Annotated in this window: 17 protein-coding genes; 10 read left to right on the top strand and 7 right to left on the bottom strand. The window is 34.4% G+C overall.

Annotated features, from left to right (window positions below; all coding sequences use genetic code 11):
- Positions 1 to 71: 71 nt before the first annotated feature.
- Positions 72 to 386 carry a hypothetical protein gene (locus tag K4L44_12720; GenBank protein ID QZE13438.1) on the bottom strand — a complete coding sequence of 105 codons (315 nt, stop codon included), beginning with the start codon at positions 384 to 386 and terminating at the stop codon, positions 72 to 74.
- Between the two features lie 645 nt (positions 387 to 1,031).
- On the opposite strand from K4L44_12720, the gene K4L44_12725 reads away from it, so the two are divergent.
- Together K4L44_12725 and lysA are read left to right on the top strand one after the other, a co-directional pair.
- On the top strand, positions 1,032 to 2,345 hold the full coding sequence (locus tag K4L44_12725) for an aspartate kinase (GenBank protein QZE13439.1): 1,314 nt from the start codon (positions 1,032 to 1,034) through the stop codon (positions 2,343 to 2,345).
- 15 nt (positions 2,346 to 2,360) lie between these two features.
- Positions 2,361 to 3,515 carry a diaminopimelate decarboxylase gene (gene lysA / locus K4L44_12730; protein ID QZE13440.1) on the top strand — a complete coding sequence of 385 codons (1,155 nt, stop codon included), beginning with the start codon at positions 2,361 to 2,363 and terminating at the stop codon, positions 3,513 to 3,515.
- A 62-nt stretch (positions 3,516 to 3,577) separates the two neighbouring features.
- Here lysA and K4L44_12735 read toward each other — a convergent pair whose 3' ends face one another.
- The 3 genes from K4L44_12735 to K4L44_12745 form a co-directional block, all read right to left on the bottom strand.
- The gene (locus K4L44_12735; protein QZE13441.1) at positions 3,578 to 3,955 is read right to left on the bottom strand and encodes a hypothetical protein; all 378 of its coding nucleotides are present in this window, start codon (positions 3,953 to 3,955) and stop codon (positions 3,578 to 3,580) included.
- A 745-nt stretch (positions 3,956 to 4,700) separates the two neighbouring features.
- Positions 4,701 to 5,390, bottom strand: coding sequence for a 16S rRNA (cytidine(1402)-2'-O)-methyltransferase (rsmI, locus tag K4L44_12740; GenBank protein QZE13442.1), 690 nt, complete (start codon positions 5,388 to 5,390; stop codon positions 4,701 to 4,703).
- Between the two features lie 10 nt (positions 5,391 to 5,400).
- Positions 5,401 to 6,279: a hypothetical protein gene (locus tag K4L44_12745; protein ID QZE13443.1), complete on the bottom strand. Its 879-nt coding sequence runs from the start codon at positions 6,277 to 6,279 to the stop codon at positions 5,401 to 5,403.
- Between the two features lie 276 nt (positions 6,280 to 6,555).
- Between K4L44_12745 and K4L44_12750 the strand changes: the two genes are divergently transcribed.
- A complete protein-coding gene (locus K4L44_12750; protein QZE13444.1) occupies positions 6,556 to 7,137 on the top strand; it encodes a thymidine kinase in 582 nt (193 codons plus the stop codon).
- A gap of 3 nt (positions 7,138 to 7,140) precedes the next feature.
- Positions 7,141 to 9,624 (top strand): bifunctional UDP-N-acetylmuramoyl-tripeptide:D-alanyl-D-alanine ligase/alanine racemase, encoded by a 2,484-nt coding sequence (locus K4L44_12755; protein QZE13445.1) that lies wholly within the window; start codon positions 7,141 to 7,143, stop codon positions 9,622 to 9,624.
- Positions 9,625 to 9,670: 46 nt separating this feature from the next.
- On the opposite strand, the gene K4L44_12760 is transcribed toward K4L44_12755, so the two are convergent.
- The gene (locus tag K4L44_12760; protein QZE13446.1) at positions 9,671 to 11,101 is read right to left on the bottom strand and encodes a T9SS type A sorting domain-containing protein; all 1,431 of its coding nucleotides are present in this window, start codon (positions 11,099 to 11,101) and stop codon (positions 9,671 to 9,673) included.
- Positions 11,102 to 11,559: 458 nt separating this feature from the next.
- Here K4L44_12760 and gpmI point away from each other — a divergent pair, with 458 nt between their 5' ends.
- The 4 genes from gpmI to der all read left to right on the top strand — a co-directional run bounded on the left by gpmI (position 11,560) and on the right by der (position 17,479).
- Positions 11,560 to 13,092 carry a 2,3-bisphosphoglycerate-independent phosphoglycerate mutase gene (gene gpmI / locus K4L44_12765; GenBank protein QZE13447.1) on the top strand — a complete coding sequence of 511 codons (1,533 nt, stop codon included), beginning with the start codon at positions 11,560 to 11,562 and terminating at the stop codon, positions 13,090 to 13,092.
- Positions 13,093 to 13,343: 251 nt separating this feature from the next.
- Positions 13,344 to 15,155, top strand: a complete 1,812-nt coding sequence (locus K4L44_12770) for a U32 family peptidase (protein QZE13448.1) — start codon at positions 13,344 to 13,346, stop codon at positions 15,153 to 15,155.
- A gap of 115 nt (positions 15,156 to 15,270) precedes the next feature.
- Positions 15,271 to 16,152, top strand: a complete 882-nt coding sequence (gene era / locus K4L44_12775; protein ID QZE13449.1) for a GTPase Era — start codon at positions 15,271 to 15,273, stop codon at positions 16,150 to 16,152.
- A 19-nt stretch (positions 16,153 to 16,171) separates the two neighbouring features.
- Positions 16,172 to 17,479 carry a ribosome biogenesis GTPase Der gene (der, locus tag K4L44_12780; protein QZE13450.1) on the top strand — a complete coding sequence of 436 codons (1,308 nt, stop codon included), beginning with the start codon at positions 16,172 to 16,174 and terminating at the stop codon, positions 17,477 to 17,479.
- A gap of 39 nt (positions 17,480 to 17,518) precedes the next feature.
- On the opposite strand, the gene K4L44_12785 is transcribed toward der, so the two are convergent.
- Positions 17,519 to 18,733, bottom strand: coding sequence for an ISL3 family transposase (locus K4L44_12785; protein QZE13451.1), 1,215 nt, complete (start codon positions 18,731 to 18,733; stop codon positions 17,519 to 17,521).
- A 90-nt stretch (positions 18,734 to 18,823) separates the two neighbouring features.
- Complete coding sequence (locus K4L44_12790) at positions 18,824 to 19,495, bottom strand: sel1 repeat family protein (GenBank protein QZE13452.1); 672 nt, start codon at positions 19,493 to 19,495, stop codon at positions 18,824 to 18,826.
- A gap of 222 nt (positions 19,496 to 19,717) precedes the next feature.
- On the opposite strand from K4L44_12790, the gene ispE reads away from it, so the two are divergent.
- Together ispE and mfd are read left to right on the top strand one after the other, a co-directional pair.
- Positions 19,718 to 20,536: a 4-(cytidine 5'-diphospho)-2-C-methyl-D-erythritol kinase gene (gene ispE, locus K4L44_12795; GenBank protein ID QZE13453.1), complete on the top strand. Its 819-nt coding sequence runs from the start codon at positions 19,718 to 19,720 to the stop codon at positions 20,534 to 20,536.
- Between the two features lie 28 nt (positions 20,537 to 20,564).
- The gene (gene mfd / locus K4L44_12800) at positions 20,565 to 23,918 is read left to right on the top strand and encodes a transcription-repair coupling factor (GenBank protein ID QZE13454.1); all 3,354 of its coding nucleotides are present in this window, start codon (positions 20,565 to 20,567) and stop codon (positions 23,916 to 23,918) included.
- The last annotated feature ends 21 nt before the right edge of the window (positions 23,919 to 23,939 follow it).

Here is a 23,939-nt window from a genome sequence, read left to right on the forward strand (position 1 = left end):
TTTTATGAAGCATACTCTAAGACCTTAGGGTATGCTTCATTAAATTTTTTGTTTAATGTCTTCGCAAGATATTAATCCTTTTGCTTTTTAAATATAATATTGACACGGAATTTCGAATCACTTGCTGATAACTCGATATCATCTCCTCCTCCAACTCCAATAGTTCCTGAATTCGCATTGTACGAGTCTTTGTAATCATAACCTAGTTCATCCATAACATTAAATAGATCCGAAGATGTTCTTACACGACGTCCATCTTTTGTTTCGAGATAGTCAAGTAGTTCTTCCAATTGTGGCTTATATGGAGACTTCTTCCAATCGATTGACATCCCAATACCACCTAGAAGTTTTGTGTTTTCAATTGTAATAACAATGTAATTAGGCAATTAAGATACATCAGGCTTATATAAGTGTATTTCCAAATACAGTTGTAGTTGCAATTAAGGCTATAAGAACTAAAATTTTTTTCATAACAGAATGATTTATTTATTAACATCTATATCTGTATAATTCTATGAATTTTTATTTCATATTTAATGTATTTTAACATAATGAGTATTTGTCTTTATACAATAGAATGTTCTATTAATTAAAGAATAGAATTGTACTTCAGGCAACTATATTGGTTGATCATTCAAAAACAGAACTTTCAATAATATTTTAACTATTTTATGTACTATTTGATTCTATCTGAAATTAAATAGTTTAATTAAATGTCAAATTACTATTGAAAAGTTTAAAAACTAATAAATCAATTACTTTGGGGCTGTTGTGCTTACATTTTTAATCATTTATGGTAATTTTGTTGTTGATAAAAGTCATGTGAAATATAATTTTATTAATTTTGTAGCTCATACCCATGATAATATGGCTTAGGAAAAGTTGCTTTCAAATTGTAAGTGATACATATTGTAGCACTTGTATCTAAAGAATGATTCCTAAAAGAGTATTGTCCTATTTATCATCTGATTGATCACAAAATATTTAGGTTCAATGTTGATAGAATTTGAAATTTATAATTGTTGAGACAAATGAAAGTATTGAAATTTGGAGGAACTTCTGTTGGATCAGTTGACAACATGAAGACAGTAATGGATATAGTTACTGATGGAGAAAAAAAGGTTGTAGTCCTTTCTGCAATGTCTGGTACAACCAATACTTTGGTTGAAATAGCAGACTATCTTGCGAAGAAGAACAAAGACTCTGCTCGTTTTGTCATCAGCAAATTAGAGAAACAGTACTACCAAACAATTCGTGAATTATATAAATCAGAAGATATTATTGAACGAGCATTCATGATTGTTGAGGATTGTTTTGATACAATTAAATCATTTACTTCAGGAGTTTTTACTGAGGCAAGTGAAAAGAATATATTAGCACAAGGAGAGATTATCTCTTCGAATTTATTTAATCTATTATTGGTTCAAGAAGGGTATAAATCTACTCTGTTATCAGCTTTAGATTTTATGAAGATAGATAGTGATAAGTCTGCGGACCAATTCTATATCGAGAAAAACTTATGTAGTCTTTTAGAGAATAATATTTCCTCTGATTATTATATTACACAAGGTTTTATTTGTCTAAATAGTGACGATGAAATCGATAACTTACAACGTGGAGGATCTGACTATTCGGCTTCACTTATTGGTGCTGCTATCGATGCGGATGAGATACAAATTTGGACTGATATTGATGGTTTTCATAACAATGATCCTAGAGTGGTAGAAAAAACCAAAAAGGTGGATAGTCTCTCGTTTGATGAAGCTGCAGAGCTTGCATACTTTGGGGCAAAAATACTTCATCCTCAAACTGTTCTACCAGCAAAATTGGCAAATATCCCTGTTCGTTTGAAGAATACCATGAATCGTGATGACGCAGGAACGATTATTATGAGCGATTCTAAAACAGAAGGGTTAAAAGCCGTTGCTGCAAAAGATGGTATCACTGCTGTAAAAATACGCTCTGGAAGAATGTTAAATGCTTATGGTTTTTTGAAGAACATATTTGAGATTTTTGAATTCTTTAAGACTCCTATTGATATGATTACGACTTCTGAAGTTGCAGTATCCGTGACTATTGATAATCCAACCAACCTGGAATCGATTATAATGGAACTAAAAGAATATGGTGATGTTGAGATTGATACAGATCAATCTATCGTGTGTATTGTGGGGGATATGATCTCTTCCTCTCAAGGGTTGGCAATGAGTGTTTTTGATGCATTAGGTGATATTCCTGTACGCATGATCTCCTATGGAGGAAGCGATCATAATATATCTCTTCTTATCTCTACGAAAGATAAAAAGAGAACTTTACAAGCAATTTCAGACAACTTATTAAATTAATATTGAGTCTTAATCATGATTGATAGGAATATATTATCCAAATTATCAAATAAGAAAACCCCCTTTTACTATTACGATACATCTCTTCTACGTCGTACGATAGAATCGATAAAGAAAGAGAGTGGTAAATATGGTTATCATGTTCATTATGCATTGAAGGCAAATACTCATGACGCAGTAGTGAAAGAGATGGTGTCTTCTGGATTTGGAGCTGATTGTGTTAGCGGTAATGAAGTACAATATGCTTCAGAGATGGGAATTCCATCGGAACGCATAGCCTTTGCTGGGGTTGGAAAAACGGATGAGGAGATTCTAACAGCTCTTCGTGTAGGTATTTTTAGCTTCAATTGCGAAAGTATACCAGAGATCGAGGTTATCAACGAATTGGCTGCTAAAGAGGGGGTTGTTGCTCCTATAGCCATACGTATTAACCCAGATGTTGATCCTAAAACTCATGAGTATATTACTACAGGGTTAAAGGATAATAAGTTTGGTATTAATCATTGGGACTTTGATGTGGTTGCAAGTAAGCTCAAAAAGCTAAAAAACATCCGATTGACAGGGATCCATTTTCATGTTGGTTCACAAATTACCGATATGAGTGTTTTTGAACAATTGAGTTTGAAAATTAATAAGATATCTGCGTGGTTTAAGGATAACGATTTTCAACTTCAACATATTAATGTAGGAGGAGGTCTTGGGATTAATTATGATAGTCCTGCATCAGAACCTATTGCTGATTTTGCTGCTTATTTTAAAGCTTTCCATGAATATATTCAGCTTGAAGAGGGGCAAGAGTTACATTTCGAACTAGGAAGATCTGTTGTGGCACAGTGTGGTCATTTGATCTCTAAAGTTTTGTATGTAAAGCAAGGTTTAGAGACTCAATTTATGATTCTTGATGCTGGAATGACAGAACTTATTCGTCCTGCTCTTTATGGTGCTCATCACGATATTTCGGTATTGACTAGTGAGCTTGAAGAAGAGAAATATGACGTGGTTGGTCCTGTATGTGAATCTTCTGACGTATTCGCAAAAGGAGTGATGCTACCTAAGTCACAAAGAGGTGATATCATTGCAATTCACTCTTCTGGAGCCTATGGACAGACAATGGCTTCATCATATAACATGAGAGATTTAGTTCTGGGGTATACCACAGAGGAATTATAAAGTGATACAGATTGGAACAGCACAAGGGTGGAAATATTCCTCTTCTTGTGCTGTTTTTATTTTTATTGTTTAAGTGGAATAAGTTCTACTGCAATATTATTGTTATCAAAACTTTTCCATGCTCCCGTTGGTGCATCAGTCAAGAATGCAAACCAGTTGAATAGAGCATCAAAGACAATCCATCCTGCTTGTACATCAGATCTTAAAAGAATATTCTCTGTCTTGTAGCCCTCTTTCTTAATCATGACTGTGTGTCCATCTTTACGTGTTACGTTAGAAATTACAGAGTTCTCTCCGGCATATTGTCCATCGACAAATATTTTAGAGTCTTCTGTTAATGAACTGATATTAATTTGCTGCTTACTTCCATTAAAAATAAGAGCACATGAAGACATTGTACTTAATAAAATAAATACGAGTAGGAATCTTAAAATTTTCATCTTGAATATTAAGTTAATTTGTAATTATATGTTGAATATAGTAAATAAAAGTAAAATAAAGGGATGTCGTCTACAAGCTATTTCCCATTTATTGTTTTAAAGCAGAATGTATCTAATTATCATACAATATTTTCTAATTGAATATTGATTGAATAAAAACAACAATAAATTATTATTTGTTCGCTGGTATTTTTGATTTGGAAAATATTAAACATCCTTGTTTGGTCGTATGTGAAATGTTTTAGGGATTGTGCGTATAAAACGTTTTTCTATATAAGTTATATCCATAACTCTTAGAACTTAGCTCTAAAAGTCTCTATACTTCGATATAATTGTCCTTTCTAACTATTCCTATCTCTATCGTGTAGGATATTTAATACCTTCTTCCCTCATTTTTGCGAATAAATAAGACTATATTATCAAATTTAGAATTCTACCAAGAGAAGTGTAAGAACTGTTTTCAGTATCCCTTCCGATACCCTTCCGATACCCATCAGTTACCCTTTGGTTACTCTAACAGTAATCAAAGAGTAACTGATGGGTAGTTTAGTTGTACAGGAAAATAGGTTTAATATCGTTTAGAAGTACTTTGAAACGAGTTATATGAAGTCGTTATTTACTGAAGGTTATTGATTTGATCATTCTAGATCGTATTTGGTTCAGGCTATCGATATAGCCCAACAGAATGATCCATTAAAAATGAAAGAGGGTTTAGGAGTTGAAATATTCAACTCCTAAAAAGTTATTATTTTTTCTTCTTCTCGGGGATCTTCCCTTCTAAAACAATTACAAATTCTCCCTTAGGAGTTTTGTTTTCAAAGTGCGAAATCATTTCACTTACCGTTCCCCTGACTGTCTCTTCATATAGTTTGCTTATCTCTCTACTAACGCTCACCTTTCGATCTTCCCCAATAAACTCTTTAAATTGAGTGAGTGTTTTCACTACTCTATAAGGAGATTCATAGAAGATAATGGTACGTTCTTCGTCAGCTAACTCTTGTAACCTCTTTTGTCTTCCTTTTTTCTGCGGTAGAAAGCCTTCAAAACAGAATTTATCATTCGTAAGACCACTATTTACAAGAGCAGGAACAAATGCAGTTGCACCAGGAAGACATTCTATTTCAACATCATTTTCGATACAACTTTTAGTTAAAAGGTATCCTGGATCAGATATTGCAGGAGTACCAGCATCTGTAATTAGGGCAATGGTAACACCCGATTTGATCTCTAGAGCAAATCTCTCTGAGGTCTTATGTTCGTTAAATTTATGATGAGAAACACAACGAGTATCAATTTCAAAATGCTTAAGCAGTTTACTAGAAGTTCGAGTATCTTCTGCAAGAATTAAATCGACCTCTTTCAGAATACGTATCGCACGAAAGGTCATATCTTCCAAATTACCAACAGGTGTTGGGACTAAATATAGTTTAGACATTTGTTGTGATCTATTTATAGAATTTACATTTTATTTCTTCTAAGAAAGCTAAAAGAGTTGTCGAATCCTGAAGATTTGGTGCCTCTAATAGGAATTCTAATGCTTCATCTTCTGATTCGGTAGTATTTAATTTTCCTAATATATTTTTATATAACGAGGTGTCTTCATTGAAAATTTCACGACAAAACATGATATTATCGTTGATATTAGGAGTTATTGCTCGTTCTTCGATAGGACCAAGAAGAGGTATTTTGGTTGGCTCTAATTGTATGGAATTATAGGTTCTCTTTAGGTTTACAAGTATGGTTTGTTTACCAGTATTATCGGGAGTGTTTTTTTTATCTATTGTACTAGGTTCTGGTTTTACATACACCTGAGGATGTTGTACGTTTCGTTTATTCTCTTCTTCTCTTCGCTCTTCCTCTTCTTTTCTTTCTATTTCGCGACGAAGTTCTTCTCTTCGCTCTTCCTCTTGTTTTCTTTCTATTTCGCGACGAAGTTCTTCTCTTCGCTCTTCCTCTTCTTTTCTTTCTATTTCGCAACGAAGTTCTTCTCTTAGTTTTTCCTCCTGTTTTCTCTGAAGTTTCTGATGAAGTTTATCTTTCTGATCCTCTTTTTGTCCTTTACTACGTTTGTTTTCGAATTCTTTAAGAATCTTTTCTCGGATCTGTTCTAGCTCTTTTTGTTTGGATTCTTCCAAAGGGCTATTTTGACTTATAGGCAGTAGTAATTTTATGCTGCTAGCAATACTTTCACACTTATCTACAACAGATTGAAGATGAATAGGAGAAATTTCATCATTAATTTCGAGATTATCTAATAGAAATTTTACATGATCGATATCTTCGCGTACAAAATGTAAATGTTTTTTTGTCTGTTCCTTATTCATAAACAAGATTATTAGAAGAAAAATTGAATTTATTTCAAAGTTAGTAACAAACCTAAAAAACAACTATTTTTAAGCATTACTTTTTTCATGAATACCATATGAAAAGGGCTGATAAGCTAATGTTTTAAGCAAGACTAGTTCCTTTGGTACAGAAGATTATCCATTAACCACAAAAATATATTTTAATCGCTTGGCTCTTTCTCATCTCCGTTATGCTTAGATCTATTATCTTTGTTGTGGTTAAAAAATTACGTTCATAGTTATAACTAGTTAAATATGTTTTTAGAAACAACCATCAACACAACACAAAAGAGAGGTTGGATTGAGGTCGTATGCGGATCAATGTTTTCTGGAAAAACAGAAGAGTTGATCCGTCGACTAAAACGTGCTCAGATCGCAAAGCAGAATGTGGAGATATTTAAACCTGCCGTGGATACACGTTATTCCGACGATAAAGTGGTATCTCATGATGAAAGTGCAATTCGTTCTACACCAGTTGAGAGTGCTTCAAATATCTTACTTTTGAGTGGAGATACTGATGTCGTTGGGATTGATGAAGCACAATTTTTTGATGAATCGATTGTCGAAGTTTGTCGAGAATTAGCGAACAGAGGTGTTCGAGTAATTGTTGCAGGTCTAGATATGGATTTTAAAGGAGTCCCTTTTGGTCCAATTCCTCACCTAATGGCCGAGGCCGAATATGTAACAAAAGTACATGCAATATGTGTTAGATGTGGAAATTTGGCTCAATATAGCCACCGTTTATCCCATGATGATAAACAAGTACTTTTAGGTGAAAAAGAGGCTTATGAACCTGTTTGTAGACACTGTTTTCAAGAAATAAACATTCAACAATAATTTATGAATTATCCATTACGTCATTTAGTCTCACTACTAGATTGCACCTTAAACAGGTCAGATATCGATGATATTCTGATTACAAATATGGCTATTGATACTCGTTCTTTGGGAGATACTGTCAATACTCTTTTTGTGTGTCTTAAAGGGACTAAAAGTGATGGGCATAATTTTATTAAAAGTGCTGTTGCATTAGGTGTTCGAGTTTTTCTTGTTAAAGAGTTTCCTCGAGAGGTGTATACTGAAGCAATTCTTTTTATAAAAGTGGAGGATGTATTAAGATCTATGCAAAAGATCGCCTCTGATCACCGATATCATTTTAGTATTCCGGTTGTAGGTATAACGGGTTCTAATGGAAAGACACAAGTGAAAGAGTGGATCTATCAGGTTCTTTTTAGAACTTGTAACATCGTGAAAAGTCCTCGAAGTTTTAATTCTCAAATAGGGGTTCCTCTTTCTGTTCAATTTTTAGATGCATCTCATGAATTGGCTCTTTTTGAAGCAGGAATTTCACTCCCTCATGAGATGGGTTTTTTAGAGAAAATTATCTCACCTACTCTGGGTATTCTCACCCATATGGGAGATGCTCACTTGAGTAATTTTGAGAGCAGAAAAGTGCTTTTAAATGAGAAATTAAACCTTTTTCAACATGTTGAAAAGTTGCTTTTTTGCGATTCACAGGCATGGGTGAAGGATCTTGTGTCTAAACAAATTTCAGAACGTTCTCGTCTATTTGTAATCTCTTATGAGGATGATCTTGCTGATGTCTTTATAAAAAGTGTGATTGGTGTTGAGGAGTGTACTACCATTGAATTAATATACAAACAAAAAGGCTATCTTTTTTCGATTCCTTTCACGGATGAGGCTTCTGTTGAAAATGCAATTCTCTCTGCTTCGTTTATTTTGTATATGGACCTATGGGATAAAAAGATATCTGAGCGATTCAAGTTATTGGAGCGGATTTCGTTACGCCTAGAATTGAAAGATGGTTTACATGCTTCAACGATAATTGATGATAGTTACAATAGTGATCTACTTTCATTAAGGGTCGCTCTAAATTATCAAGATCAGAATAATAAAGAAGGTCAAAATAAGGTCTTGGTTTTATCCGACCTTTCTCAACAAAGAGATGACGACGAAGCAGATATCTATCATGAGATATCTATGCTTTTAGCTCATCATGATATTATGCAATTATATGCTGTTGGACCGAGGCTTTACCATTACAGAAATCTTTTTAAAACAATCAATTCTAAATTCTATTTAGAGACAGACCAGTTGATAAAAGATATTCCAAATCTTCATATTGCAGGAAATTCTGTTCTTATAAAGGGAACTAGAAGCTTTAAATTAGAAGAGTTTTCTTATCAGATACAAGAGAAGACACATCAAACATATTTAGAGATTAACTTAGATGCAATGCGAGAAAATCTATTGTATTATAGATCTTTATTGGAGGATGATACAAAAGTGATGGCAATGGTAAAAGCTTCTTCATATGGATCAGGAAGTATTGAAGTGGCTCATCTATTGCAAAGAAGCGGAATTGACTATTTGGCAGTCGCGATTGCTGACGAGGGGATTGAGCTTAGAAAGGCCAATATCACCACACCAATAATTGTGATGAACCCAGAAAAGCATGCCTTCGAGCTGATGCTTGAATATAACTTGGAGCCAAATATCTATGATCTCTCTCTTCTTCGTGAATTTGCTGTTGCGGTAGCTAAAAGTGAGAAATCAAAAGTTGATATACACCTAAAGTTTGATACAGGAATGAGACGTTTAGGTTTTGATAAGATTTCAGATATCGAGTTGCTTGGAACATTAATTCCATCATTTGCTTGTTTAAAAGTAAAGAGTGTGTTTACACACTTGTCTGTAAGCGATACAATTGGAGAGGAGCATTTTACAAAACAACAACTCGATCAATTTGAACTCTTTGCTTCTATTTTGGGAGACAAACTAGGGTATTCATTCTATAGACATGCATTGAATACAGCTGGAATTGAGCGCTTTGTAGATCATCAATATGATATGGTAAGATTAGGGCTTGGACTTTATGGTGTTAGCTTCTTTAAGCAGTCTAGCCTTACGGAGGTGATGACGTTGAAAACTCAAGTTTCACAGATAAAGAGTGTTGATCCTGAAGATACTATTGGATATGGACGTCATGGAAGAAGAAACTCTTCAGGAAAAATAGCAGTACTACCTATTGGTTATGCGGATGGTTTTCATCGAAAGTTAGGGAATGGAAATCACTCCGTATTAATTAAGGGGGGGTATGCTCCAACCATCGGAAATATCTGTATGGATATGTGTATGGTCGATATAACCAATGTTCCTGATGTTTCGATTGGAGATGAGGTGGTTGTTTTTGGCCCCAATCATTCGATACATCATATCTCAGACTCTCTAGAAACAATACCTTACGAAGTAATGACTGGGATTGGGCCTAGGGTGAAGAAGATATATTTTTCTGAGATGTAGAATAATCAACAGGTGTCCTGTTGTACACACCTGTTGATTTATTGGGTTAATTTTTGATCACTTTATAAACTTTCTTATTTACAGGGATTAGATAAATTCCTTGTTTTAAGTCCTCTATATTTATTTTTTCACCAGAATGATAATCATAAATTGTTTTGACTTTTGCTCCTAAGATATTGTATATATTGATACTGCTTTCTATATTTTCTCCATTGATTTCAATAAAATTGGATGCAGGATTAGGATATATATTTATCTTTTCATTCTGTTCTGTCGTTGCCGAAAATAATGTATGTTTTTTTGTGTTTGTATCTGTTCCAAACACTCTTAGTTCAGTTAATGCCCAATATGAAGAGGATGGACCCGGATAAACGTTCGGTGTCTTTTGATATGAAGTAGTCCTGATATATTTTACATTCTCTGGAGAAGATAGACCAATACGTTTAAAGCAATTCGAGGATTTTTGCTTTGAAATAGTTCTCCATTTTTTCTTGTCTAAACTTATTTCCACCTTAAGATCGATGATCGGAGGAAATCCTACTGATTGCATAAAATTACGGTATTCAAAGAAATCAATTTGATCTATTGTCTGAATTGATTCGAATTCAAAAATATGAGTATTCGACTTTTCTACTTTCCATTCTTCTGCATTATCCGTATAATTTTTATCATTTAACGACGGTTTAATACCCTTTATATGATTGGTGATATTTGGGGTCTGCCCTTGTCCATAGATCTGAAATAAAGCTATATAACCATTTTCTATTTTATCATTCTGATCAATGGAAAGCTTTACATACCTTGCTTGTTTACGTTGAATATGAAAATGCTTGAAATTTGATTTATCATTGATAAAGTAATCATTCCATTTTATCTTATCATTACTTAGACTTACTTTAATAGAGGATAAATTATCGTTTTTATCTCCTGTAAGTTCTCCTTTATCTATTATGATAAAGTCACTGATGTATGGACTGTTGCCTAAGTCTAGAATGAAGCTGTTCTTATTACTATTTGAATAGTTCCAAACATTATAAGCCTCGGTGCTGTTGTTCTTGGACATAAAATTATTATTGTAAGATACGATCTGACAAATTTCTTCGTCGTTATCTGCTGGAGTAATTAAATTATTGGATGCAGATAGTAGTATTTGATCAGTCAATGTAATCCTAACTTTAATCCAGTCTTCTTTATAGCTATTTGTTTTGTGGTCGTATATAAATGTGTTGTTTACTATATAACGAATCTCTGCTCCATAAACAGGTTTCGCTGAGTAGAAAGTTACCCTTATGTTTGCCCATGAATCATCCCCTTCGCTCTCAAACTTTATGTCTTTAACCTTTAATCCTGATTCAGGATTAAGTTCTATTTGAATATCGTCAGGAGTACAGTTTTTTGAGTTTTTATTATAGTCTATTGAAGCAAGTAGTAAATCTGTAGCTGTAGTTGAGTTTAAAAAGACTCGTTTACTAGTCATTCGATTTAGAGTGTTTTCTGCTAACAGTTGGAAACTAGATAACAAAAAGATAAAAGATAGAATTTTATGCATATGTAAAATTGTTTGTTTATTGTATGAACTTTTGATTTGTGACAATTTGCAATTTCTTATTTTTAGTTTTATATGTTAATATAAAATCATGTTATATTAACATCTCTTAACATAAGATTAAAATATCGAAGGCTAAATATTTGATATTTAGTGCATAAAATGTTAGAATTGTGTTTGTGTTTTCCTGTAGATTGGATTTATTTTACAAATCCATGCCTTGTTCTAACGAAATAGTGTGTTGAAGAGTAAATAATTTGTTGAAGTCTTTAATTACAATATTTTAAAACCATTTTTCTGTTAAGTTGTCGTAAACTATTTGATTATAAATGGTTTTTTAGGTATTTTTGCCGAGCATTTTAATTTAGAATTGATCAAAATAATTAAAGATGGCAGATACAAAAAAAGCCTTACTGATGATCCTAGACGGATGGGGTATTGGCGACAAATCAAGTGCTGACGCAATTTACAATACACCAACTCCTTTCATAGATTCTCTAGTTGAGAACTATCCAAATAGTCAACTTTTAACTTCTGGAGAGAAAGTAGGACTTCCAGATGGACAGATGGGAAACTCAGAAGTTGGTCACCTAAACATAGGTGCTGGTCGCGTCGTTTATCAAGACCTTGTAAAGATCAATAAAGCGATTGAAGAGAATACGCTTAAAGATAACGAGCAGATTCAAAAAGCATATACATACGCAAAAGAGAACAACAAGAATGTACACCTTTTGGGACTTATTGGTCCTGGGGGAGTTCATGCTTTAACAAAACATATGACTGCTTTAGCAAAAGTAGCTGGTGGGATGGGATTAGAAAATGTTTATGTTCATGGATTGACTGATGGACGTGATACAGATCCTAAATCTGCATATAGTTATGTTGAGGAGGCTATTAATTCTCTTGAGGGAACTCCTGCAAAAATGGCTTCTTTGATCGGGCGATACTATGGTATGGATCGTGATGAAAATTGGGAGCGTGTTAAATTAATGTATGACCTAATCACCAAAGGTGAGGGAGAAAAGTCAACAGACTTGTTAGCATCAGTTCAGGCTTCATATGATTCAGGAGTATTCGATGAGTTTATTAAGCCAATCGTAGCTGTTGATGCTGAAGGAAATCCTTTAGCTACAATCAAAGAGGGGGATGTTGTGATCTGTTATAATTATCGTACAGATCGTCTTCGTCAATTGACACGTGTGTTTACTCAAGAAGATCATTCTGATGCGGGTATGACGATGATGGATGTTCAGTGGTATACTATGACCTGTTATAATGAAAGCTTTAAAGGTGTAAATGTAATTTTTGATAAAGCAAATATTACAGAGACTCTCGGAGAAGTTGTTCAGGATGCTGGATTAAAGCAGATTCGTACTGCTGAGACGGAGAAATTTGCGCATGTTACTTTCTTCTTTTCAGGTGGTCGTGAGTCAGAATTTAAGGGAGAAAGTCGTATCCTTGTTCCTTCACCGAAAGTTGCAACTTATGATATGCAACCAGAAATGTCTGCACCAATCGTTACTGAAAAGCTCCTTCCTGAACTAGAGGCACAGTCGGCTGATTTTGTATGTTTAAACTTTGCTAATGGTGATATGGTTGGACATACAGGAGATTACAAGGCGATTGAAAAGGCAATAATGGCAGTCGATCAATGTGCTAAGCAAGTGGTTGAAACTGCACGTGCTAATGGTTATGATGTAGTGATTATTGCGGATCATGGTAATGCAGACAATGCTTTAAATAAAGATGGTTCTGTAAATACAGCTCACTCTTTAAATCCTGTTCCTTTTATTTGGGTTACTGACCAAAAAGATAAAAAGGTTAAGTCTGGTATCTTGGCTGATGTAGCACCAACAATCTTAAGGATTATGGGGCTAGAGATTCCTGCTGCGATGACTGGAGATGTTCTTATTGAAGAGTAATCTACAAGAGTTCAAGTAATGCCCTTTGATAGGGTACAATATATTAAAGAAGCTGCCTAATGATTTCTGGTAGCTTCTTTTTTGCTTTATATATCTATCGAATTTACTTCGAAAGATAAAAACTATTGCATTGAGAATATATGGTCTAATACTCTTTCGTTACAAATAAAATAATTGAATAAAATTATGTAATAAGGGTTTTCACAAAAAAACCTCTTTCTTTGCAATTCTATTAATTCTAAAAAAAAGGTATGTTGATTCGTGATAACATTGAACTCCTTGCTCCTGCAAAAAATCTTGAGTATGGGAAGGTCGCGTTCGATTATGGAGCTGATGCAGTATATATTGGGGGCCCTAGTTTTGGTGCTCGTGCCAATGCAGGTAATAGTATATCTGATATCGAATCCTTAGTTCGTTATGCACATCGTTTTGATGGAGATGTTTTCATGGCTTTGAACACGATTCTTTTTGACCATGAATTAGAGGAGGCACATCGCATTATTTGGCAAGCATATAATGCTGGGGTAGATGCGTTGATTATTCAAGATATGGGTATTTTGGAGATGGACCTTCCTCCTATTTCACTACACGCAAGTACTCAGACTAATAACTTTACTTTAGAAAAGGTTCAGTTTCTTGAGAAGGTAGGTTTTGATCGTGTAGTCTTAGCACGAGAACTTTCTTTAACAGAGATTCAAGATATTGCAGAAAATACCAATGTCTCTTTGGAGGCTTTTATACATGGAGCCCTTTGTGTAAGCTTAAGTGGTCAATGTTACATGAGTGCTTTTAATGGTGCTAGAAGTGCTAATCGTGGTGCATGTGTTCAATCATGTAGAAAGGCATATTCTTTATATGATAGTAAAGGAGAATGTTTGGTGGATAACAAGTATCTTCTTTCTCTCAAAGATATGAACCAGACCAACTCTCTCAAAGATATTGTGGAGAGTGGTGTTCAATCGTTAAAGATAGAGGGACGATTAAAAGATATAAATTACTTAAAGAATAGTGTAGGTCACTATCGAAGAGAGTTAGATCAAATACTAGAGGGTAGTACAAAAGTTAGAGCCTCTGTAGGCAAAACAACATTTGACTTTACCCCTGACCCTAAAAAGAGTTTTTCTCGAGACTTTACTTCATATTTCTTGAATGAGAAACAGCCGAGTATTGCAAATTTAGAAACACCGAAATCCTTAGGAGAGCTTGTAGGGACTGTGAAACTTATTGGAAAATCGAACTTCACTCTAGAAGGTTCTGTTCAAATATCAAATAATGATGGACTTGTTGTAGTTCATTCTGACGGAACAACAGAAGGAGTGAAGGTAAATGTGGCTGAAAATAATACAATTACCCCATTAAAGATGCCTAGACTTAATAAGAAGGATATGGTATATAGAAATTATAACCATGGCTTTTTACAATCTCTTGAGAAAAGTCGTACATCTAGAAAGAGAGGAGTTGATATTCTTATCTCAGAAGAAAAAGAGTTTGTTGAGATCTCTTTTGCAGTAGATTCAAATAGAGGAGTGGAATACACTTTTGAATCTACTTTTGAGTTTGCGAAGAATGAACAAGTAGCACAAAATAATATTCAGAAACAGTTATCCAAGTTAGGTGATACACCATTTTTTGTTTCATCATTTACTAGCGAATTAAAGCACACCCCATTTATTCCAAATAAAATATTAGGGAATGTGCGTAGAGAACTTGCTGAAAGATTGGTTGTGGTTCTTGAATCCGAAAGAAAAGTGTCAAGAAATATTGAGACTAATGATATTCCTTATATTGAGGATATCGTTGACTATAGAGCGAATGTCGCGAACCAATTAGCGGTTGATTTTTATAAGAGACATCAGACTAAGGTTACAGAGATGGCATTTGAGTCACATAAAAAAAATAACTCCTCATTGTTAATGCAAACGAGATATTGTATTCTAAATGAAATCGGGCAATGTTTGAAGAAAGGTTTTTCTCTCGATCTCCCCTTAAAATTAGTAGATTCTCATCATGAATATCAATTATCATTTGATTGTAAAAACTGTTCTATGCAGATTTACAGTTAAAAAGATATAGCAAATAAGTCAAAACATGAAGCAAAGAAGAGGCCTTTAACAATAAATGTATCAAAAGGTTATATTTATTTCTATCTTTGCACCAAATTACATATAATATAAAATAATGAAGCACAAATCAGGCTTTGTCAGTATTGTCGGAAACCCAAATGTAGGAAAATCGACATTGATGAATGGACTTGTAGGAGAGAAACTCTCAATAATCACAAGCAAAATGCAGACGACTCGTCATCGTATTAAAGGAATTGTTAATGGTGACGACTTTCAAATTATCTATTCAGATACTCCTGGGATCTTAAAACCAAACTATAAACTTCAAGAATCAATGTTGAAGTTTGTTGACTCTGCATTAGTTGATGCAGATGTGATTCTATATGTGACAGATGTTTTTGAACGTTGGGATAAAAATCAAGAATATTTAGAAAAACTACAAGCTACAGATACACCAATTCTTTTGGTGATTAATAAAATTGATATTTCAGATCAGGATACTGTAAATCAGTTAATAAAAGATTGGCAAGAGCGTCTACCAAAAGCCGAAATATTGGTGATCTCAGCACTTCGTAAATTTAACTTGAATTACATATTTGACCGTATTGTTGAACATCTTCCAGAAGCTCCTCCTTATTTTGAGAAGGATCAACTGACTGATAAGAGTGAGCGTTTCTTTGTACAAGAGATAATCCGAGAGAAAATTCTTGTACACTATAAAAAAGAAATTCCATACTCAGTAGAGATTGAAGTTGAGGAGTTTAAAGAGGAGCCTGATATTATTAAGATTCGTGCGATAATTCACGTTATTCGTTCAAGTCAGAAGGGTATTATTATAGGTCATCAAGGTTTGGGACTTCGTCGTGTTGGAACAGAAGCGCGTAAAGATATGGAGGAGTTTTTTGGTAAGCAGGTATTCTTAAAGACCATTGTTAAGGTGAATAAGGATTGGAGAGATAAAGACAATCAATTGAAGAACTTCGGATACAACGAATAAAATAACAACGAATATAAGCATGAGTGGTATAGTAGCAGTGGTAGGGCGTCCGAATGTAGGTAAATCGACGCTTTTTAACCGTTTTACGGAATCACGTAAAGCCATCGTCAATGATGTAGCTGGGGTGACCCGTGATCGTAACTATGGAAAAGTAGAGTGGAATGGTAGAGAGTTCTCTATCATAGATACTGGAGGATATGTGGATGGTTCAGATGATATCTTTGAGGATGAAATTCGTCGTCAAGTGCATCTTGCCATAGAAGAATCGGATGTGATTTTGTTTGTCGTGAATGTTGAAGATGGGATCACTGAGTTAGACAATGGAGTTGCAGAACTTCTCCGAAAATCTAATAAGGAGTTCGTCCTTGTAGTAAATAAAGTGGACAATAATAAACGCTCATTAGATGCAACAGAATTTTATTCTCTTGGATTAGGTGAATATTATTGTATCTCTTCGATTAACGGGAGTGGAACAGGTGACTTACTAGATGAAGTGGTAAATAAATTACCAGAAGAGATTCCTGTAGAAGATGAAGATCTTCCAAAGCTTGCTTTTGTTGGTCGTCCAAATGTCGGTAAATCATCTACAGTGAATATATTGTTGGATGAAAACAGAAATATTGTTACTGATATGGCTGGTACAACGAGAGATTCGATTTCAACACGTTTCTCTAAGTTTGGACATGATTTCATCATGGTCGATACCGCTGGATTACGTAAGAAAAGAAATGTAAATGAAGATGTTGAGTTTTATTCTACTCTTCGTTCTGTTCGTACCATCGAAAATTCTGATGTCTGTATCTTAATTATTGATGCAACTCGTGGAGTGGAGGCTCAAGATGTTTCTATTTTCAATTTGATCCAACGAAATAGAAAAGGATTGGTTGTAATGGTAAACAAATGGGACCTTATTGAGAATAAAGATACTAATACGATCAATGAATTTAAGGAGCGTATTCATAGACGTTTTGCTCCATTTGTTGATATCCCAATCATCTTTACATCTGCAGTAACAAAACAGCGTATTATTAAAGTTCTAGAAGAAGCAATGATTGTTTATGAGAGAAGAACTACTCGTATTGCAACCTCTAAGATTAATGATGTTATGCTACCTGTGATTGAGGCATATCCACCTCCAGCATATAAAGGAAAGTATATTAAAATTAAATATGGTATGCAGTTGCCTACCCATGCACCTACTTTCGCATTCTACTGTAACCTTCCTCAATATATTAAAGATCCATATAAAAGATATATCGAGAATAAGTTTAGAGAGAACTTCGAATTAACAGGTGTTCCTATTCAGATTTTCTTTAGAAAGAAATAAAAAAAAGGCTGTAGATTATCTACAGCCTTTCTTATTGGTTCATCCACATTTTGCGTATATATCTTGATGCATTGCTTTTATTTTTAACATAAAAAAATCTAAGTCACGATAGCCATATGCTTGTCTTTTTAAGGTTTTAATCTTGTTATTTATTCCTTCTAAAGGCCCCGTGGAGATATTGCACTTATACCAATTTAGAATTCCTGTTTTGTGTTTGGTCAATAGTTCTACCATTTTCTTAAGCTGAGGGATTTCAGTCTCATTTGCCTCTTCTATCCATTGTTTAAGTAATTTTGAAGCGTCTCTAATATTATCTTGATTCCATAATTCCCTCAATTCTTCTTTCAAATAATATGCGTAAAACAAGGTGGTATTCGTTTCTAATACTTTTTCAAGTCTTGAGTCTTCCCCTTTCTGAAGGTTGAGATTCTCTGGGTTCTTTAACAATAGCCAACGACTTCCTTTTAAACTTTTCTTGATAACCTTATCCTTCTCTTTGTTGTAAAGATCTCTTCTAATTTTACTTATAGTCTCATTTAGTTTCTTTATTATATGGAAATGGTCAAATACCATAGTAGCTTTAGGTGCATTGGTCTTTACTGAAAGGATATAGGCAGCTGACATATCAATAGCAACAGATTCTATTTGGACTTTATTGATCTTTATTCGTTTCCAAAATGGAACCAATGATTCGGAACCTTTACCTTTCCCTACATGCAAAACGACTCCTTTATCTAAGTCATATACACAAGTCATGTATACATGTCCCTTCCTCACTGCGAATTCATCGATAGCAATATGTTTCACCCCCTTTAGCCCAGGAGAATGATATTTTGATTTTAAGTGAGACTTAATGATATCTTTTACAATATTCCAGTTAAGATCTAAAAGTCGACTGATTGATTGAATCGTCATATGAGAAGAGAGAAGTAAAACCATCTTCTCTAAAGATCGAATATAGGACTTCTGCTCTTTTGCAAACCTTAAATGTTCCTGACGTACGATCTTGCATTTCTTGCAATAAAGGCGTTGAACATCTATGATAATAACGCACTTCTTTTTGCCTATCATTGGCCCCTTGAAACTACGTTCAACAACTCCACAACAAATAACATGCATTCTTTTACAGCGACTACAACGTAGTTTGTCTTTTTTTGTTTTAACTTTAAGTTGGATGGTATCTCCAACATAGGATGTGGATAATAATTGCTGGTCTTGTAATCCTAAACAATGATATATACTACTGGTATTCATAGTCTATAGCGTTTTATATAAGAAATAACTATAGAATATGTTTACCAGTCTTTTTGTTCATATACGCAATTCATGGAAGAACCTTCTTATTTATAATTCAATCTTATTGTATTTGAGATACACCTTTGCATGTGAATACCCTTCATTAAGGCACTCTTTTATAATTTTAATTCCTGCTTCTCGATCTTTCTCGACACCTCTTCCTTTGAATAGACATACTCCTCGTCTAAATTTAGCAGGAAGGGTTTCTTGTTTTTCTCCTTGTAGAAACCATTTATATGCTTCATCATAGTTTTTTTCTGTCCCTTCTCCACGATAATAACATTTCCCAGTCCAAAATACTCCAATACTATGATTAATATCAGCAGCCATTTTGTAGTACTTGAATGCCAATTCTTTGTTTTTAGGAATGCCACCTCTTCCTGTTCTGTAGAGCTTTGCTAAGTTACACATTGCATCGCCAACCCCTTGTTCGGAGGCTTTTGTAAAGTATTGACATGCTTTGAGTGTGTCTTTCTCTGAAATTTTACCTTTCATGTAGATAAGACCTAAAGCATTTAATGCCATACCATTGTTTTGATCAGCAAGTTGGTTGATAACCTCCAATGCTTTCTGTTTGGCTATCTTATCTTGGGAATGATAGATAGTATATCTAGATCGTTCAACAAGTAGGTATGTTTTTTTATCTTCTAACGTTTCTGAAAATCCATCTGCTTGAACTATAAGTAGAAGTAGAAGAGATATAAATGAGAATCGTTTCATAACGATATTTCGGTTTTTAGTTCTTTGAAATCATTTTGCAATGATATAAAAATATCTTGTTGAAGTATGTAATTATTATAACAAATTATTTATGTTAATCTTAAATAACAATTACTTAACTCATTTTTACAACTTTTTGAAAGATATGGGGCGTGTGATATCATACTTTTCAATTCTGAAAAACTCTCCTTTTTTTGTAATTTAGCGACAAAACATAGAAGGATGCTTTACTTTCCCAATGCTAAGATTAATATAGGGTTGCACATCACCTCGAAAAGAGAAGATGGGTTTCATAACTTGTCCACTCTGTTCTATCCCACAAAACTTTCTGATGGCTTAGAAATTGTAAGAAGTGAAAGAGATGAGAGTCATTTAAGTTTGTCTGGTTTAAAGATCGATGGATCTGCAAAGGATAACTTGGTTTATAAGGCTTACGAAATGATTCATGCTAAATATAATATTCCTGTGGTAGATTTGCATCTACATAAAAAGATTCCTTTTGGTGCAGGTTTAGGTGGAGGATCTTCCGATGCCTCTTTTGTTTTAAAAGGATTGAATAAGATGTTTGACCTCCATATATCCAATGAGATGCTTATGGATATGGCGGCTGAATTGGGGAGTGATTGTCCTTTCTTCATCATAAATGAGCCATGTTTTGCTACTGGACGAGGAGATGTGTTAACCCCTAGTTTATTATCTCTTAAGGGTTATCGTTTGGTCTTAGTTCATCCAAATATAATGGTCTCGACTCCTGATGCATTTCGTTATGTCGTGCCACAAGTGCCAGACATTCCATTAGAAGAGTCATTGTCTATGCCTATAACAAGATGGAAAGACCATGTAGTAAACCATTTTGAGAAAAGTGTGTTTTGTCAATATCCTAAGATAAAAGAGTTAAAGGATAAGTTATACCAACTTGGAGCAACTTATGCATCGATGAGTGGAAGTGGTTCTACCGTTTTTGCCTTATTTGAAGAATATGTACCATGGTCAAAAGAGATGTTGAGTCCTAGCTATTTTGTTTGGGACGAAGTATTATAGTTTAATGTTTTAATAAAATATTGTATTCTTGGAGATAAAAGAGATAACTAAAAGTCTTTATACTCACCCGAAGATAGAGCTTTTAAGAGATAAGATAGAAGAGAATCGTCAGACCCAGGTTCGATGTGTCGGTTTAAAAGGGTCTGCGGCGCCAATTTATTTATGGTCTGCATTAAAGAAGTATGAAGGGGTTGTTCTAATTGTTGCAAATGACCAAGAGTCTGCTGCCTACTTTTATGATGATATCATGCGCTTTTATTCTCCAGATAGTTTGTATTTTTTCCCTTCTGCCCATCGACGTCATCTTGATTTTGAACGAACTGAAAGTGAAAGTCTTATTCAACGTACGGATGTTTTAAATGCTATTGGTGATGGAGGTTCGTGTTGTATTGTAACATATCCAGAGGCTTTAGCAGAGAAAGTTGTGGAAGAGAAGACATTGGCTTCTATCACTCTATCGATTCATGTTGGAGACAAATTGGATAATGCATTTGTAGTAGAAACCTTGGAATCTTATGGTTTTGAAAGAGTAGACTTTGTGTATGAACCAGGTCAGTATTCTGTAAGGGGATCCATTGTAGATATTTTCTCTTATTCCAATGAAGATCCTTATCGAATCGATTTTTTTGGTGACGAAGTCGAGTCAATTCGAATCTTTGATATCGAAACACAAATATCGAAAACCCAAATAAAGAGTATTTCTATTGTTCCTAATATTCAACATACTACAAAAGAGGTTCGCAAGTGCTCTTTATTCGAATTTATTGGTGCTAGATGTTTGCTTGCAATTCAAGATATTGCTTATGTATCCGAGAAGATTACTCATTTCTATGATCACTCAAATAGTTATTTAAATAGAATAGAGTCTGAGGTAATAATTGATGATATATTGATTCATGGTTCTCATTATGAAGATATACTTGACTCTTTTCCGATTATAGAATATGGAACAAAGCATTTCTTGAAGAATCCAACAGAAGTGGTCTTTAAGATGTCGAACCAACCTTTATTGCATAAAAACTTTGACCTTTTAGCAGAAAATCTCCATCATCATAAATTAGAAGGATATCATAATTTAATCCTCTCCTCCAACGAAAAACAGTTGAAGCGTATCAGGGCTATTTTCCATGATAAAGGTTATAGTGAAGATTTTGAAGATGTGGTAGGTGCTTTGAGTGAAGGTTTTGTGGATCATGATCTGAAATTATGTGTCTATACAGACCACCAAATATTTGAGCGTTATCATCGATTTAAGTTAAAATCAAAAAAGTCTTCCAAGTTAGCTATTACATTAAAGGAACTACAAAAACTAAGTCCTGGCGACTATGTGGTTCATATAGATCATGGTATTGGTCAATTTGCTGGTCTTGTTCGTACAGAAGAGAATGGGAAAGTACAAGAGTCTCTTAGACTTGTGTTTAAGGGTAATGACTCTCTTTTAGTTAGTATCCATGCTTTACATCGAATCTCAAAATATAAAGATAAAGAGGGAACCGAACCTAGATTAAATAAATTAGGTACTTCTGCATGGCAGAAGATGAAGAATAAAACCAAATCGAAAGTTAAGGATATTGCCAAAGATCTAATTGCTCTATATGCAGAGAGGAAGAAAGAACAAGGTTTTTCTTTTAGCGAAGACAACTATTTACAACAGGAGTTAGAAGCTTCATTTATTTATGAAGATACTCCCGACCAAAATAAAGCCACTCTTGTCGTTAAAGAGGATATGGAGAAACAGATTCCTATGGATCGTTTAGTCTGTGGAGATGTAGGATTCGGTAAAACAGAAGTAGCGATAAGAGCTGCCTTTAAGGCTGTTTGTGATAGCAAACAGGTTGCTGTATTAGTTCCTACTACCATCCTTGCTTTTCAACATTATAAGACTTTTCAACAACGATTAAAAGAGCTTCCATGTAATGTGGAGTATATCTCTCGTATGCGAAAACCTAAAGAGGTGAAGCATGTGTTGAAAGAGATGAAAGAGGGTAAAGTCGATATCGTTATTGGTACCCATAAATTAGTTGGAAAAGATATTGAATTTAAAGATCTTGGTCTTCTGATTATTGACGAAGAGCAAAAGTTTGGTGTTGCCGTAAAAGAAAAATTAAAGAAGCTTAAGGTGAATGTGGATACACTAACCTTAACAGCGACTCCAATACCTAGAACGCTACAATTCTCTTTGATGGGTGCTCGAGATCTTTCTGTGATCAACACGCCTCCGCCAAATCGTTATCCCATTCAGACTGAGGTTCATGGATTTAATGAAGAAATTATCAAAGAGTCCATAGAATATGAGTTGGAACGTGGAGGACAGGTTTTCTTTATCAATAATAGGGTGCAGAATATTCTCGAAGTGGAAGCAATGATCCAACGAGTATGTCCAGGAGTAAAGACTTTGGTTGGTCATGGTCAAATGGATGGGGCCACTTTAGAAAAAGTCATGTTGTCTTTTATTGCAGGAGACTATGATGTGCTTATTGCCACCACCATCATTGAGTCGGGGTTAGATATTCCTAATGCCAATACCATCATTATCAATCATGCCCATCAATTTGGTTTGAGTGAACTACACCAACTTCGTGGTAGAGTTGGCCGTTCAAATAAGAAAGCATTTTGTTATCTTTTAGCTCCCCCATTGTCTTCATTACCAAGTGAATCAAGACGTAGATTGGAGGCTATTGAAGAGTTCTCTGAACTAGGTAGTGGATTCAATATCGCGATGCAAGATTTAGATATTAGAGGAGCAGGAAATATGCTTGGAGGAGAACAGAGTGGTTTTATTGCTGATATTGGATTCGAAACTTACCAGCGAATACTAAATGAAGCAATCCAGGAGTTAAAGACCCAAGAGTTCAAAGAGATATTTGAGGATGAAAAAGAGAATGATCAAGCTGCTCGTAAAGCATTCATGAATGTATCTTATGTTCAGGATTGTCAGATCGAAACGGACATGGAACTTCTTTTCCCGAGTGACTATGTTGAGAACACTGCAGAGAGAATGATTCTCTATAATGAATTGGATAACTTAGAAGATGGTGAAGCCCTGACTGAATTTATAAAAAATACAGAAGATCGATTTGGAAAGATGCCTCAAGAAGCGATTGAGTTAACTAAAATTGTTCAGATGCGTTGGATCGCTGAGCGTACAGGTATTGAGAAGATACGTTTAAAGAAGAAAAGAATGATCATTGACTTTGTGTCAGATCCACAATCTTCATTTTACAGTTCAGAACAATTCTCACATGTGTTAAGTTGGTTACAGCATAATCCAGGTAAAGCGGGGATGAAGCAAGAGAAGGATTGTATTCGATTGACTTTTATAAAGATATTTGATGTTAATGATGCACTAGAAGCATTGAATTTATTGTCTGGTAATTCATGAACTTAATACCGTAAATAAGAG

The organism is Prolixibacteraceae bacterium, assembly GCA_019720755.1.
GTDB lineage: Bacteria > Bacteroidota > Bacteroidia > Bacteroidales > Prolixibacteraceae > Halosquirtibacter > Halosquirtibacter laminarini.